A 14984-nucleotide genomic window follows, 5' to 3' on the forward strand; every position below is an offset into this window, starting at 1 on the left:
TTGATTAAATATTCATTAATCGAATTCCGATGCTGCAGCGTAAGCATTCTTTCTTCTCACAAAAATTCCTGAAATGATAAAGTAGAGATTGAGTTTCAAGCGCATTTTTTGGTTTTACATTCAATGTTTTCCATTGGTCGATGATGGTGTTTTTCTCAGCAGAAATACTTTGGTATAAAGTCAAGATTTCATCCGGAATGTTTTCATCGGTGTTTTTATGATAAGTGTATTTTAAAGGTAAAACAGCGTTGATCAAAACTAACTCAACGAAATCTTTCGTCAAAGTTTTCTCTCCATGAACGGAAGATATTTTCCCAAAATTAAATCGATGATCCCAATATTCGCTGGCTTTTACCTTATTAAATAGTTGGTGAATCTCGTCAATGTTTTTTGCATTAATGAGTTTCGAAAAAAGATTCTGGTTTAGATGATACAAAGAAGCCAGTTGCGAAAGCCGAATTGTTGGAAAGTTCGGTGGTCTAAGTTTTGAAAATTTTGGATGAATATAGAAATCGGGTAATTGATATTTAACTTTTAAAAATTCAAATTCCCTTTTCCAGATTTTGGTTTGTTCATCAGTCGGTTTTTCCAGCCAACCGCAGATTCCGAAAAAGAGTGCTTCTAACTGTGTTTGATTTTGACGGATTTTATTGAAAACTTTATAATCAATACTTTCTGCTAATTGTTTGAAAATAAGTGCATTTACTTTTAATCCAAAAGCATAAGCTAATTGCTGAAATAAAATGGCTTCGTAATTATTTTGATTGCGCTTAAGTGATTCTTCAATTTCGATGGATTTCTCATCTAGCTTTTTCAGTAAAGTTTCTTCGTGAAAGTTAAAAGGAAAATGGTCTTGATTAAAAATCTTTTCACACGGAATAAATTGTGTTTCCTGAAGCAAAGATTCATATTTAGAAAGCATATTCTCATCAATATAATCTTTCAATTCGAGCGTTGGAATGTTCTTATTTTTAAATTCTTCAATTTCAACATCATGAATAAAAACAACGTGTGCAATGATATTTTTGAACTCAGGATTCCCCGAATGTTTGTGAAAAATCCAATCCGATGATTTTACATGAAGTTCGATATTTCCTGCGATAACTAAATCATTCGTCTTTATTTTACCAAAAAGAAAATCTGGCCCAGAATCAAAATTCCATCTTCCGAAATCTAAAATCTCGAGTTCATTTCCTTCCACATCAATGAAATCAAAACTTTTGAAAATTTTGAAATTCCACAAATATTGAAGTAGTTTTTCATTCATGGTCAGAACTCTTTAATTACAAAGTAACAAAGCAAATTCTGAATAAAAAAGGTGAAAAGACTATTTTTGAAAGTTATGTAACGTATCGGCGTACATTTTTTCGTAAACGGGTAAGATGTTTTTTAAGTCGAATTTAAGAGCTTGTTCTTTTGCGTTCTTCTTCATTTGTGCCAATAGAGCATCGTCGCTTAATAATTTTATGGTGTAATTACTCATCGCTTCTACATTCCCAATCTCTGTAAGATAACCAGTTTCTCCCTGAATATTCACTTCGGGAATTCCTCCAGCATTGGAGCTTATCACGGGAGTTTCTGCAGCCATCGCTTCGAGAGCGGCCAGTCCAAAACTTTCCTGTTCTGACGGAAGTAAGAAAACATCTGACAATTGTAAAATTCGGTACAAATCGTTTACTTTCCCAAGCAGACGAACTTTACTGATGAGATCAGGATGCTCTTCTAAAAACTGATTGATGACTTCCATATCTGGACCTTCACCAATAATGATGAGCATTGATTTTACTCTTGCATTGACATTTTTAAAAATCTGTAAAACATCTCCAACTCGCTTCACTGGACGAAGATTGGAAACGTGAATGAGTATTTTTTCATCGTCAGTAGCAAATTGACGTCTTTGGCAATCGGTGTTAACTGTAAATTCACCATTGTCAATAAAATTGGTAATTACCTGAATTTCTTTGGTGATTTTAAATAATTGTAAGGTGTCTTTTTTCAAACTTTCAGAAACAGAAGTAATCGTATTTGATTGATTGATAGAGAATTCCACTGCATGTTTGTAACTTGGATGTTGTCCTACCAAAGTAATATCAGTTCCGTGAAGGGTTGTCACCAAAGGAATATCTTTGCCTTCTTCTTTCAACATTTGCTTTGCCGTAAAAGCCGCATAAGCGTAAGGAATTGCGTAATGAGCATGAAGTAAATCCAGTTTGTATAAATTCACAACTCGGTAAATCATCGACGAAAGCGCAATATCATAAGGTTGATATTGAAAAAGTGGGTAGGTCTGAACGTTGACTTTATGAAAAAATATATTGGGATTGGTAATGTCTAATCTTGCAGGCAAAGCCGAACTTATAAAGTGCACTTCATAACCTTTATCAGCGAGCGCCATACCAAGTTCTGTAGCAACGATGCCACTTCCACCGTAAGTTGGATAACAGAGAATTCCGATTTTCATGTGATTTATTTTTTTTAAATTGAAATTACTCAATTACTGTTTTGTATTTGTTTTTGTAGGAAGGTCTATTCGTGAAGAAGGATTGAGTTCTAAACCCTGCCCAGCTTTTAAGTTGTCATTCACCAAAACAGGAAGTTTTCCCCAGATTTTAGTTTCACCAGAAAAAGCTTTCGCAGTTGCAATCATCGAATCATCATTATTTTCGTAAGAAACTAAAACAGTAGAGATTTTAGAAATATCCACATCTTTTAAAGCATAAGCAGAACCGAAAACGTTTAAGATTATATTTTGATTTTTACTTAAATCAGCCAGAATTTTTTTACTTTCTTCAGAGATTTTATAAGGTTTATACGCTGTAGAATTATCTTTATGAAAGCCGACAATTACTTTAGAGTTGGATGGAATCGTGGCGATTTCTGAAGCTTTTTTTACGATAATTGTGTTGTTTAGATTTAACTGATCCAGGAAAGTTTGATAAGGAGCTTCTTCTAACGGGACGTAATAATAGGTTTCCTTGCAATTAAGAGGAAGCATTTTTTTATCATCTTTAATTAAAGTCAATGCATTAGCATACATTTCCTGAACAATTTCTGAATGAGAGGAATTGTTTAAATCTTCATTAATGTTTGCTGGATTTCTTGGTTCATATTGGTTTAAACCTAAATAATATTTGGTCAATAAAATCTTCTTTACACTTTCTTCAACTCTTTGTTGCGGGATTTCTCCTTGGTCAATAGCTTGCTGAATCAACCTTTTTCCGGTCGCAACATCTTGAGAAAATAACATAATATCATTTCCAGCTTCGAAAGCCATTGCATCTAATTCGCCGGCTTTAAATTTGTTGGCAACAGCACCCATGTTTAAGGCGTCAGTAATTATTAATCCTTTGTAACCCAGTTTGTCTTTTAATAATCCAGTGATAATTTTTTTAGAAATAGAAGCGGGAATTCCTTTCTTTTTTTCTAAAGCTGGAACGTACAAGTGAGCGACCATTACACCGCCAATTCCTTTATCCATTAAGGCTTTGAAAGGAGCGATTTCGATTTCATTTAGTCGTTTTAAAGAATGTGAAACAACGGGAAGGTCTAAGTGAGAATCTTTATCGGTATCGCCGTGTCCCGGGAAATGTTTTATCGCTGCCAAAATATTGTTATCCTGTAATCCATTGGAATAAGCCAACGCAGAACTGACTACATTTGGAACTTCTGAGCCGAAACTTCGATTTCCAATAATCGGATTGTTGGGATTCGTATTAACATCAACCACTGGCGCAAAATCCCAGTTAATGCCCATTCTTTTACAGTCTGCAGCAATTTTCGCGGCCATTTCTGTAATTAAACTTTTATCCTGAATCGCACCAAGCGTCATCGCCCATGGAAATTTATGTGCTGCGGCAATTCTTTGGTAAACTCCCCATTCGGCATCCATACCAATCATTAATGGGATTTTTGATTTTTGCTGGAATTCATTAACGAGGTTAATTTCTCTTGCAGCATCATCTTGCATCAAGATTAATCCACCGATTTTATCATTAACGACGATATTTCTTACCGCATTAATATGAGCTTCATCTTTGTTGGTATACAAAGCCACAATGAAAAGCTGTCCTAGTTTTTCATCCTGAGAAAGGGAGTTGTAGGTTTGGTTTACCCACTGATTCGCTTTCTGAATTTCTGCGGGTGAAATGTTCTTCGGTTGATATTGTGCATTTATATTGAGGTTAAAGCAAAATAGCGCTATAATAAAAAAAGATACTTTTATCTTAATGTTTTTCATTCTCTAAAAAATATTAGTAAACAAAAATACAATTTTTAATTTTTAAAATGTATTTTCTAATGGCATACATATTGACTTACAAAAACTATTAATCCTTAAAACCTTTTAAAAATGAAAAAATATTTCACCTTAATGCTGATGGCAATTTTTAGTGTCGCAGCACTTAGTTGTGATAACAGAAACAATGATGTTATTACGCAGGATAATGATACTTACTCTGTAGTATTGGATATTAATAACGTGAATTTTTCTTACAATGCGCAAGATGGATATTTCATTAGCAGAACATTTACAAAACCTTTGTTTAATACTGATGTCGTTTTAATGTATAGAAAAACAGGTTCTGCTACTGATGGTTCTCCGGTTTGGCAATCAATTCCTAGAACTCTTTATTTGGCAAATGGAAATGAGTTAGATTATGATTTTGATTTTACTAAAAATGATGTGATGATTTATGCAAGCGGAAATTATGATGTTTCTACAACTCCTCAGTATTTGAATAATCAAACATTTAGGGTCGTTTTAGTACCTGCATCGCCGGGTGGTAAAAACGCAAACGTAGATTATTCTGACTATAATAGTGTTATTAGATATTTCAAAATTGACGATTCTAAAGTAAAGAGTTTATAGATTTTCAAAATTCTAAAAAAAATAAAGAACCACTGCAATTGCGGTGGTTTTTGTGTTAAAAGTCAGGTTAAAAGAGAAGGTTTTAATTTTATAGTCGATGAGATTTTAGTAACTTTATACATTAAATAATTAATCAAAAATTTATAATAATGAGTGTTCACATTGCAGCCAAAAAAGGAGAAATTGCTAAAACGGTTTTACAGCCAGGTGATCCTTTAAGAGCAAAATACATTGCAGATAATTTCTTAACGGATGTGAAATTGGTAAGTAAAACAAGAAATATCTTTTATTTCACCGGACTATATAAAGGGAAAGAAGTTTCTGTCGGAGCTAGTGGGATGGGAATTCCAAGTATTGGGATTTATTCTTACGAGTTGTTTACAGAATTCGATGTAGATACCATTATCCGAATCGGAACTTGTGGATCATACTCTACAGATTTGAAAGTGTATGACTTATTGAATGTCGAACATGCAGCTAGTGAGTCTACGTATGCAAAGTTTGCGTGGGAAATTGAAGAAGAATTATTATCTCATCAAGGGAAAGCTTTTGGATTACTCAATGAGTCTGCGAAAGAATTATCTTTAAATTTAAAACCAACAAATATTCATACCAGCGATATTTTCTATAGAAAAAATCCTGCTCTTCCTGCAATTGCAAGTAAGTATAATTGTTCGGCAGTAGAAATGGAGGCGTTTGCACTTTTTGCTAATGCACAACATTTGGGTAAAAATGCTGCAACGATTCTAACGGTTTCAGATGTGATTCCTACAGGAGATCAGATTTCTGCTGATCAGCGGGAAACAGCATTGACACCGATGATTGAGTTGGCTTTAGAAACAGCCATTAAAATATAAAGAATTAATTGGAAGTATTTTCATCATCAAGAAGATGACCGAAATAATCTTTTTTAGTTTTTAAATAAGCTTCACTTTCCTTTGTAGAATTCATCTGCAAAGGAATTCTTTTATTTAGACGAATATTACTGTCCGTTACAAATTTTAATTTTTGCGGATTATTAGTTAAAAGATTAACTTCTTTAACATTCAGAATATTAAGGATTTCAATAGCAACATCGAAGTTTCTGTCATCAGCAGGAAGACCCAGTTTTAAATTAGCTTCTACAGTATCAAAACCTTGTTCCTGTAAAGCGTAGGCTTTTAGTTTATTGATGATGCCGATATTTCTTCCTTCCTGTCTTAAATACACAATGATTCCGCCATTTTTGTGCATGAAATTCATTGCTGCGTCAAGCTGCTGACCACACTCACATTTCTTAGAATGAAACACTTCCCCGGTAATACACTCGGAGTGAAAACGTACATTAATAGGTTTTGTAAAATCAGTGTTTTTGGCAATAATGGCCATATGTGGCATCCAGTCGCTTTCTAATTCTGAGAATGCAATCATACGGAATTCCCCGTACTCTGTAGGAACGTTTGATTCAGCTTGAATTTTTAACATGAAGTTGTTTGCTATTTTATGGGCGTTGCTGCCGAATCTTTTGAGATATTACTTTCAAGAAAAGTCATATTCGTTTTAATTCTAACCAAGTATCTGTTCAGGACTTGATCATCATCATTATTTAAATATTTCCTCAGAGTCTGAAGTTTTTTGTATGACTTTTCAAAATTTCGCTGAGCGCTATTTCTTCCGTTGATATTGTAGTTTTCGATAGCTCCAATATAATCTTTAAGATGATATTTAAGTTTGGCTACTTCAGCGTTCACTGCATCATTCCTAAATTTCGGAAATGAGGCGATCAGATTTGTAATTTCTGAGGAATAAGCGATTAAGTTTTTTCTGTCACTATAGGAGTACATATCATTTTGCCCACTCATTGCACCAATCGGGGAAAGGTTTATTTTTTCCGCCGAACAGGATAAAAGAAGAAGCAATATTAGAATGTAACCAAAGTTCAGTTTACGCATTTTTCACATTTTGATAAAGGATCGGATTAAGACTTTCATCATTGTACATTTTCATCTGTTTATACACCTTCATCTTAATATTACCATTCTCTATATCAAAAAGCAACTGATCAATTGCTTCAGAAAGATCTTTCTGTTGTTCCATTAAAACGTTTAATTTTAAAGAACAATTTCTTCTGTGCTCGTCACTTGCAGACTCACGGTGAGCTTCAAGATTCATATGATAGACTTTTAATGCTAAAATTGATAAACGATCAACTGCCCAAGCAGGAGTTTCAGAATTAATTTTAGCGTCAGTATTTGGAGAAATTTCCCTGTATTTCTGTAGAAACCAACTGTCGATAAACTCTACCAAATCAGTTCTTTTCTGATTTGAAGAGTCTATTGTTCTTTTTAGCTTTAAAGCTTCAGTTGGATCAATGTTTTCATCACGAATAATGTCTTCCAAATGCCATTGAACGGTATCAATCCAATTCTTAGCATACAAAAGATGTTCCAAACTATCTTTTGGATATGGATTTTTTACTTGGACTTCTACATTATCAGTAATATGATAATCATTAATTGATTGGTTGAAAACCTTCCAAGCAGTTTCTGTAAAATTCATTAAAGTCTTTTTTTAAGGTGTCGTAGAGCTAGAATTACCATTTGGCTCTTCCGGTTTTTTAGGCTCATCTTCTTTTACGGCATCTTTAAATTCTTTGATACCAGATCCTAAACCTCTCATCATTTCAGGGATTTTTCTACCACCGAAGAAAACCAAAATTATGATTCCAACGATTAATAAATGTTGCCAAGAAAGTGCTAGTATTGTTAGTGTATTCATCTTCTAAATTTTATACAAAGTTATATTATTTTTTTAATTTACCCAACCTAATGGATCGACTGGGGTACTTCCATTCCAGATCTGGAAATCCAAGGTGTAACTTCCATCAAAATCCTCTCCAATTAAACCTATTGATGTTCCCGCTGAAACCTGTTGGTTTGCTGAAACCATGGTGCTCGAAAGGTTTGCGTAGATGGTAAAGTAATCACCATGTTTTACAATCACTGTTTTAGATCCATCTGCAGAAGCAACGATACGGGAAACAGTTCCTGGTGCCACACATTTTGCAACAGTCCCTTTTGTAACGGCAATCTTAATACCATTATTTTCTTCTACAATATTTTTAAAAACTGGGTGAGGTTGTCTTCCAAAGCGGTGAGTGATTGTTCCATAAGCTGGCATTCCCATTTTACCGCGGTTTGCAGCGAAATTATTTCCTACAGATGCTGAAACTCCATAATTGGTCATGGCTTTTGTTTCTGCCGCTTTCTTTTCATCATCATTTTTCTTCGTCATTGTCGCTTCTGCTACTCTGGCTGAAGCCGCTCTGTCAGCTGCGGCTTTTGCATTTGCTGCTGCTTCTGCCGCATCTTTTGCTGCTGCAAGACGACGGGATTCAGCTCTCTCTGCATCCGCTGCTTTTTTAGAATCTTCTGACTTTTTCGCATCAGCTGCTGCGGCAATTTTTGATTTCTCGGCTTCGTCGGCTGCTTTTCGGTCAGAAATATCTTTTAATCTTTTCGCTTCGTCATCCGCTTTCTTTTTTTCTAAAGCTAAAGCTTCCATTCGTGCTTTATTCTCAGCTTCGATTCTTGCTTTTTCTTTTTCCGCTGCGATTTTTGCGAGACGAATTTTTTCAGCTTCGATCTTCTTGTTTTCTTCTTCTTTTACTTTAGCAATTCTAATTTCTTCCGCGATAATCGAACGAATTTGACCTTCTAACTGTTTAGATTCGGCTTGTTTTTGCTTCAATTCTCCCGTAAGCTGAACTTCGTTTTTCTTAAATTCTTCTAAAAGAGATTGTTTTGTTTTTTTCTCAGCTTCAATAGTTAACAAATCTTTTTGCTGATTCGAAAGAATCATTTCTTTATCCTTTACAGACTTCTGTTTTAAGGTAATGTTCTCTTGAAGTACTTTCGCTGCCGTTGAAATTTCCGCTGCTTTTTTATCTTGATAATCTGAGTAATCTTTTAAATACTGAACTCTTCTAAGTGCTTCTCCTAAATTTTTAGAGGATAAAATAAAAGTCACTTTATTCTGTGCTCCTTTATTTTTATATGCTTTTACTAAAACTTCTGAGTAATTTTTTCTGAGTACAGCAAGTTCCCGATTTTGGCGATTAATTTCTAATTGACGTAAATAAATTTCGTCTTCTATTAATCTTTTTTCCTTTTGTGTATTGGTGTAAACTTTTTCGCGAAGTCCAATTTTCTTTTCTACTTCGTTCAAATAAGCAACAGAAAGTTTAGATTGTTGTTGGGTTTTAGCCAAGTTAACATTGATGTTCGAAATTTGTTTTTTCAGTTCCGCATTCTGCTTTTGAAGTTGTTCTTTTTTCTGCCCAGAAAAAAAAGCGAACAGAAAAATTCCTATTAAAAAGCTTAGTCTTTTAATCATTTGATCTCAGTTTTCGTATAATTATTGGGAACGGAATAAGGTGCATCCATTTTTGAACTGTCAAATTTCGTATTTTCCAGTAAAATCTGGCCGTTTTTTGATCCTTTTATTATTATTTTAACATTTTTCGGAAGTTTAGTATTTTCAAAATTCTCCCAGTTAGAATAAGAAACTTCCAGTTGATCCGGCGCATCTAGTTTTTGCAAAGAAACATTTTCTAAATCCATTGCATCATTATAAGACAATGAAGCTGAATATTCAGAAACCGCTCCATTAGTTTGGAAACTTAAATTTTTAATGGAAGTTAAAACATAACCTTGTGCATTTTTAGTCAATTTAAAATCCTTGTCATTAACAGGAATAAATGTCCTGCCTAATAATAGATTTTGAAAAGCTCCATAATCTATAAAATCGACATTCAAGAGTGAATTTAAATAAGAAAAATCAGATTCAATATAAGTCTTATTTAATTTTTCGTACCCTTTAATTCCTTCAGGAGTAGCGATTCCTCTTCCAACATTTAGGAAAATAGCAACCATATTAATCCAAACTTTTTTGTCTTTTTCAATATAAATGGTCGCATCTAAAGGAGGAATAAACTTGCCCGTTTCTGCAGTAATTCTGGAATTGATTTTAAGTTGCTGAAAATCTGCTTTTTCATTAATCTTGTTGAAGAAATTCGCGTTGGAAGCAATGGGTGTATTCGTACTGATTGGATTTTCAACAGCTGTTTTTGTTTTACAAGAAATCAGCGCTATCATTAATGCGGATGCAAGAATATATTTTTTCATTTGACTTTTTATTTAAACTTTTCAAGAAAGTTTACAATATTAACGCCAAACCACACAAATTGTTTTGTGTGGTTTATGGCGCATTATTTTGATATTGTTTTAATGACTTTCACCTTTCGAAAGAAAATCTAAAACAGAGAAGTCTCCCAAAGAAATTTCTCTGGCAACTCCGTAATATTCAGCTGAATTCCCAATCATTGAGTTGCTTAGGTTTCCGTGATCAATAGTCGTGTTTTCTTGAATTAATGAATTGTCAATATTTGAATTGATAATTCTGGTATTATTTCCGATAGAAACTCTTGGTCCAATTTTAGAATTCAAAAGCTCTACATTTTCACCAATAAAACATGGTGGAATAATTAAGCAATTCGTGATTTTTGCAGAAGCTGGAAAGTGTGCTACGTTTTCCCTTTCGTATTCTAACACTTTACCATTCGTATCAACAGTAGCGTTTTTATTTCCGCAATCCATCCAGTCATCCACTTTACCTAAAGAGAATTTCGCTCCTTTTTGACGAAGGTTTTCTAAGGCAGTTGTCAACTGAAATTCGCCGCCTTGTTTAATATCATTATCCATGATATAGTTGATTTCGCTCATTAATTTTTCGGCAGAATTGAAATAGTAAATTCCAATAATCGCCAAGTCAGAAACGAAGGTGGTTGGTTTTTCTACGAAATCCGTGATAAATCCATAATCGTCTAATTTTACAACTCCAAAAGCGGAAGGATCTTCTACTTTTTTTACCCAAATTACACCGTCTGAATTTTTATCTAAAATAAAATCAGCTTTAAATAAAGTATCAGCGAAAGCAACGACTACATTTCCTTGCATGGATTGCTCTGCACATTTAATCGCATGCGCTGTTCCAAGTGGTTCGTCCTGCGTATAAACGGTTCCTTTTGCGCCTAAGCTTTCTGCGATCTGAATTAAAGATGCCTCAACTTCTGCTCCGAAATCTCCGATAATAAAAGCAATCTCGTCGATTTTTTCACCAGCTACTTTAGTAATGTCTTCAACCAAACGTTGTACGATCGGTTTACCTGCGATTGGGATTAAAGGTTTTGGAACTGTTAAAGTATGCGGTCTTAATCTGGAGCCACGTCCGGCCATTGGAACTATTATCTTCATAATTTATTTTTAATTTGCTCATTAATTATTTTGATTAAAATCAATTTTAATAATGAGATTTATTTTTATTTATAATTGAGTGCTTCCGAATCCTCCGGCTCCTCGCTCGGTTTCATTGATTTCAGAAACTTCGTGCCACTCTGCAGTTTCGTATTTTGCAATCACCATTTGTGCAATTCGGTCACCATTATTGATGTTAAAATCGTCGGTCGACAAATTTACTAAAATAACCCCAATTTCGCCACGGTAATCTGCGTCGATTGTTCCGGGTGCATTTAATACTGATATTCCATTTTTAATGGCTAATCCACTTCTTGGTCTGACTTGAGCTTCGTAACCTTCTGGAAGTTCTAAAAACAATCCTGTTGGAATTAATTTTCTTTCCAAAGATTTCAAAGTGATGCTGTCTTCCAGGTTAGCGTATAAGTCCATTCCAGCAGAAAGTGCGGTTTGGTATTTAGGTAAAGGATTTTGCGATTTATTGATGATTTTAATTTCCATATTAAGCTTTTCTAAATCTTTTTAAAGTGTCTTTTTCTACGTAAAAAACAATGGCTAAAAATACTAATAATAATGAGTTTCCGATGAGTAAATTTCCGTCAAGTAAATAATAAGAAAGGAGTGAGAAGAAAATACTTAGACTCAAATATCCTATAATTTTCTTCATATGATAAGGAACTGGATAAAAATATTGACCGAGAAAATAAGAGACGGTCATCATTGAAAAGTAACTTAAAAAAGTTCCCCAAGTTGAAGCCCAATACCCATAAGATGGAATGAAATATACGTTGACAGCGATCGTAACTGCTGCTCCTAAAATTGAAATGTAAGCGCCAAAGATAGTTTTGTCAGAAAGTTTGTACCAAACAGACATATTCAAATAAATTCCTAAAAAAACGGCTGCGATTAAAACAATCGGCACGATCGGAATTCCTTCGTTATAAGCTGGATTCGAAAGGTAAAGTTCAGCCAACCAATTTAAATTAACGCATAAAGCTAGTAAGATAATACAATTGACAATCACAAACATATCCATTAATTTTGCATAAGATTGACCCGAATTTTCGTTTTTAGCATGAGAGAAAAAGAAAGGTTCAATTCCCAAAAGATAGGCTTGTCGAAACAAAGTTAAGAAAGTCACGATTTTACAAACTGCTCCATAAATCGCCATCTGTTCGGTATTCGTTCCATCAGGCAAAAGGTATTTTAAGAACTGTCGATCCATGGTTTCATTAATTACACCAGCCAAACCGGCGATGGTAATTGGCCAGGAATACGCCATCATCTTTTTCCAGAGATTCCAGTCAAATGCTGAGACTCGTACTGATTTTATTTCTTGAGCAAGAAGAATAAATGTCACAGCGCTCGCTACCAAGTTGGCGACAAACACGTATCCAATCCCAAACTCCTTATTATAGGTGTAACCAAAAAGACCTTTGTCTCCCAATCGTGGCAAGATCACAATAAATAAAAGAACTAATAGAAAGTTAATAACTCCATTAATAATTTTAATTAAAGCAAATTTTTTCGGTCTTCCTGTTTTTCTTAAAATAACAAAAGGCATTGTCGAAAGTCCATCTAAACCGAGAACAAAAAGCATCATCGTTAGAAGATTGATTTGATCTGGTGTTTTGAACGCAATTGCTAAATCCTGTCGGAAAACATAAGCGAACAGCATAAAAAGAAGAGAAGCTCCAATGACGCTCAAAGTTGCAGTCGAAATTAGTTTTTTCGTATCGCCTTCTTTTTCTGCAAAGCGGAAAAACGTCGTTTCCATTCCGTGAGAAAGTAAAACGATGATGATTCCGGCAACCGAATAAAAATCGATAAAAGGAGCCAGCGATTGTGGGCCGAACGCGTTCGTGACAAAGGGACTGATGATGAACGGAAACAACCGAATTACGACGGTGCTTAATCCATAAATCGCGGTTTGCCCCAATAATTTTTTATACAAAATTTCTGAATTTCTGCAAATATAATTAAATAGATTTGAGCTGAAAAGATTTCAAGTTTGAGGTTAGAATAAATGCAATATTTTTTTGCCACGAATTCACGAATTTCTTTTAAATATATTTTTTCTCTGTTTTAAGAGCTTGTTTAAAAATTTAATAGAGGACGGTATTCACAGAACATTTAGTTTCTATTTAGGGTCCAAAATTGAAAACTTTTATTTTCGAAACTTATTTGAATTTTTAGAAGGAGTTTTTACTTAAAGCTTTTGTGACTTTTGTGGTTAAATTATTTTTGTTAAATTTAAACAGGTTCTCAATAAAATTTAGCAATTCGTGCATTTGTGGCAGCGCATTTTCCATTAATTTTAATTTATTTGAAATAAAGTGGGAAGCATTTTTAAATCGTTTTTAAATATTAAATTTGTGAAAGCTGATTTCCAAAAGCGAATCTTAATTTTTCAATCCACTAAATCTTAGTTCTCCCAAAATGAAAATCCTTATTAAAAATGCCCAGATCGTCAACGAAAATCAAATTATCGAAAGTGATATTCTTATTGAAAATGATTTGATTTCTAAAATTGAAAAAAATAGTTCCGAAGAAAATGTCGATCAAATAATCGATGCTTCCGGAAAATATCTTTTACCAGGAATTATTGATGATCAAGTTCATTTCCGCGAACCAGGTTTAACTTGGAAAGGCGATATCGAAAGTGAATCAAGAGCTGCGATTGCCGGTGGAATTACAAGTTTTATGGAACAGCCGAATACGGTTCCGAACGCAGTTACTCAAGAATTATTAGAAGATAAATATAAAATTGCAGCCGAGAAATCATTTGCCAATTATTCTTTTATGATGGGCGGAACCAATGATAATCTGGAAGAAGTTTTGAAAACCAATCCGCGAAATGTGGCGGGAATTAAATTATTCCTCGGTTCTTCAACCGGAAATATGTTGGTTGATAATCCGGAAACTTTAGAAAAGATTTTTAGCAGTACCAAAATGTTGATTGCGGTGCATTGTGAAGATGAAGCAACGATCAGAAAAAATACGGAAATTTTTAAAGAAAAATATGGTGAAGATATTCCCGTGACTACACATCATTTAATTCGCAGTGAAGAAGCATGTTATATTTCGTCTTCAAAAGCGATTGAGCTGGCGAAAAAAACAGGAGCCAGATTACACGTTTTTCACTTATCTACCGCAAAAGAAATGGAACTTTTCAGAAATGATATTCCTTTAAAAGATAAAAAAATCACTGCTGAAGTTTGCGTTCATCATCTTACTTTTACCAATGAAGATTATAAAACGAAAGGAAATTTCATCAAATGGAATCCTGCCGTAAAAACTCAAAAAGACAAAGATGGATTGTGGGAAGCGCTTTTAGATGATCGAATTGATGTTATTGCAACCGATCATGCGCCACATACTTTGGAGGAGAAATCTCAGAAATATTTACAAGCGCCTTCTGGCGGACCTTTGGTACAGCATGCTTTAAATGTGATGTTGGAAAATTTTAAAAATGGTAAAATTTCTTTAGAAAAGATTGTAGAAAAAATGTGTCATAATCCGGCCATTCTTTTTGAAATTGAAAAACGCGGTTTTATAAAAGAAGGTTATAAAGCAGATCTAGTTTTGGTTGATCTCAATGAGAAATATACAGTTTCAAAAGAAAATATTTTGGCAAAATGTGGTTGGAGTCCATTCGAAGGAACTGAGTTTCATTCTAAAATCACCCACACTTTTGTTAATGGTTTCTTGGCTTTTTCAGGCGGAAAAGTTTCAGAAGAAAAGCACGGTGAAAGACTATTGTTTGATAGAAATTGATAAATTAATGCGATGTTTGAAACAATTCGCGAAAAGTTTCGTCTAAT

At 34.0% G+C, this 14984-nt stretch carries 15 protein-coding genes; 3 read left to right on the forward strand and 12 right to left on the reverse strand.

The features are described 5' to 3' along the window. Positions 1 to 4 precede the first annotated feature (4 nt). Genes Q73A0000_RS13915 through Q73A0000_RS13925 form a run of 3 tightly spaced genes read right to left on the reverse strand, consistent with a single transcriptional unit; the run spans position 5 to position 4237 of the window. Positions 5 to 1267 (reverse strand): DUF2851 family protein, encoded by a 1263-nt coding sequence (locus tag Q73A0000_RS13915; RefSeq protein ID WP_193811536.1) that lies wholly within the window; start codon positions 1265 to 1267, stop codon positions 5 to 7. A gap of 60 nt (positions 1268 to 1327) precedes the next feature. After that, positions 1328 to 2461, reverse strand: coding sequence for an N-acetyl-alpha-D-glucosaminyl L-malate synthase BshA (gene bshA, locus Q73A0000_RS13920; RefSeq protein WP_193811537.1), 1134 nt, complete (start codon positions 2459 to 2461; stop codon positions 1328 to 1330). Between the two features lie 33 nt (positions 2462 to 2494). Then, complete coding sequence (locus Q73A0000_RS13925; protein ID WP_193811538.1) at positions 2495 to 4237, reverse strand: glycoside hydrolase family 3 protein; 1743 nt, start codon at positions 4235 to 4237, stop codon at positions 2495 to 2497. Between the two features lie 111 nt (positions 4238 to 4348). On the opposite strand from Q73A0000_RS13925, the gene Q73A0000_RS13930 reads away from it, so the two are divergent. After that, positions 4349 to 4867, forward strand: a complete 519-nt coding sequence (locus Q73A0000_RS13930; protein ID WP_193811539.1) for a hypothetical protein — start codon at positions 4349 to 4351, stop codon at positions 4865 to 4867. A gap of 149 nt (positions 4868 to 5016) precedes the next feature. Beyond that, positions 5017 to 5724 carry a purine-nucleoside phosphorylase gene (deoD, locus tag Q73A0000_RS13935; protein ID WP_193811540.1) on the forward strand — a complete coding sequence of 236 codons (708 nt, stop codon included), beginning with the start codon at positions 5017 to 5019 and terminating at the stop codon, positions 5722 to 5724. Between the two features lie 4 nt (positions 5725 to 5728). On the opposite strand, the gene ribA is transcribed toward deoD, so the two are convergent. The 9 genes from ribA to Q73A0000_RS13980 all read right to left on the reverse strand — a co-directional run bounded on the left by ribA (position 5729) and on the right by Q73A0000_RS13980 (position 13114). After that, entirely contained in the window at positions 5729 to 6331 is a 603-nt protein-coding gene (gene ribA / locus Q73A0000_RS13940; protein ID WP_193811541.1) for a GTP cyclohydrolase II, read from the reverse strand. A gap of 11 nt (positions 6332 to 6342) precedes the next feature. Continuing rightward, positions 6343 to 6798, reverse strand: coding sequence for a hypothetical protein (locus Q73A0000_RS13945; protein ID WP_193811542.1), 456 nt, complete (start codon positions 6796 to 6798; stop codon positions 6343 to 6345). After that, entirely contained in the window at positions 6791 to 7405 is a 615-nt protein-coding gene (locus Q73A0000_RS13950) for a DUF4254 domain-containing protein (RefSeq protein WP_193811543.1), read from the reverse strand. Before Q73A0000_RS13950 ends, Q73A0000_RS13945 begins: the two co-directional genes overlap by 8 nt. A 12-nt stretch (positions 7406 to 7417) precedes the next feature. After that, complete coding sequence (locus tag Q73A0000_RS13955) at positions 7418 to 7624, reverse strand: twin-arginine translocase TatA/TatE family subunit (protein ID WP_193811544.1); 207 nt, start codon at positions 7622 to 7624, stop codon at positions 7418 to 7420. A gap of 33 nt (positions 7625 to 7657) precedes the next feature. Further along, positions 7658 to 9241, reverse strand: coding sequence for a murein hydrolase activator EnvC family protein (locus Q73A0000_RS13960; protein ID WP_193811545.1), 1584 nt, complete (start codon positions 9239 to 9241; stop codon positions 7658 to 7660). Continuing rightward, positions 9238 to 10032 (reverse strand): DUF4292 domain-containing protein, encoded by a 795-nt coding sequence (locus tag Q73A0000_RS13965; protein ID WP_193811546.1) that lies wholly within the window; start codon positions 10030 to 10032, stop codon positions 9238 to 9240. Before Q73A0000_RS13965 ends, Q73A0000_RS13960 begins: the two co-directional genes overlap by 4 nt. 99 nt (positions 10033 to 10131) lie before the next feature. Then, a complete protein-coding gene (locus Q73A0000_RS13970) occupies positions 10132 to 11160 on the reverse strand; it encodes a sugar phosphate nucleotidyltransferase (protein WP_193811547.1) in 1029 nt (342 codons plus the stop codon). 69 nt (positions 11161 to 11229) lie between these two features. Continuing rightward, on the reverse strand, positions 11230 to 11661 hold the full coding sequence (dut, locus tag Q73A0000_RS13975) for a dUTP diphosphatase (RefSeq protein WP_193811548.1): 432 nt from the start codon (positions 11659 to 11661) through the stop codon (positions 11230 to 11232). A gap of 1 nt (position 11662) precedes the next feature. Next, a complete protein-coding gene (locus Q73A0000_RS13980) occupies positions 11663 to 13114 on the reverse strand; it encodes a lipopolysaccharide biosynthesis protein (protein WP_193811549.1) in 1452 nt (483 codons plus the stop codon). A gap of 485 nt (positions 13115 to 13599) precedes the next feature. Here Q73A0000_RS13980 and Q73A0000_RS13985 point away from each other — a divergent pair, with 485 nt between their 5' ends. Further along, complete coding sequence (locus Q73A0000_RS13985) at positions 13600 to 14937, forward strand: dihydroorotase (RefSeq protein ID WP_193811550.1); 1338 nt, start codon at positions 13600 to 13602, stop codon at positions 14935 to 14937. Positions 14938 to 14984 lie beyond the last annotated feature (47 nt).

The organism is Kaistella flava (ex Peng et al. 2021), from assembly GCF_015191005.1.
Classification (GTDB): Bacteria; Bacteroidota; Bacteroidia; order Flavobacteriales; family Weeksellaceae; genus Kaistella; species Kaistella flava.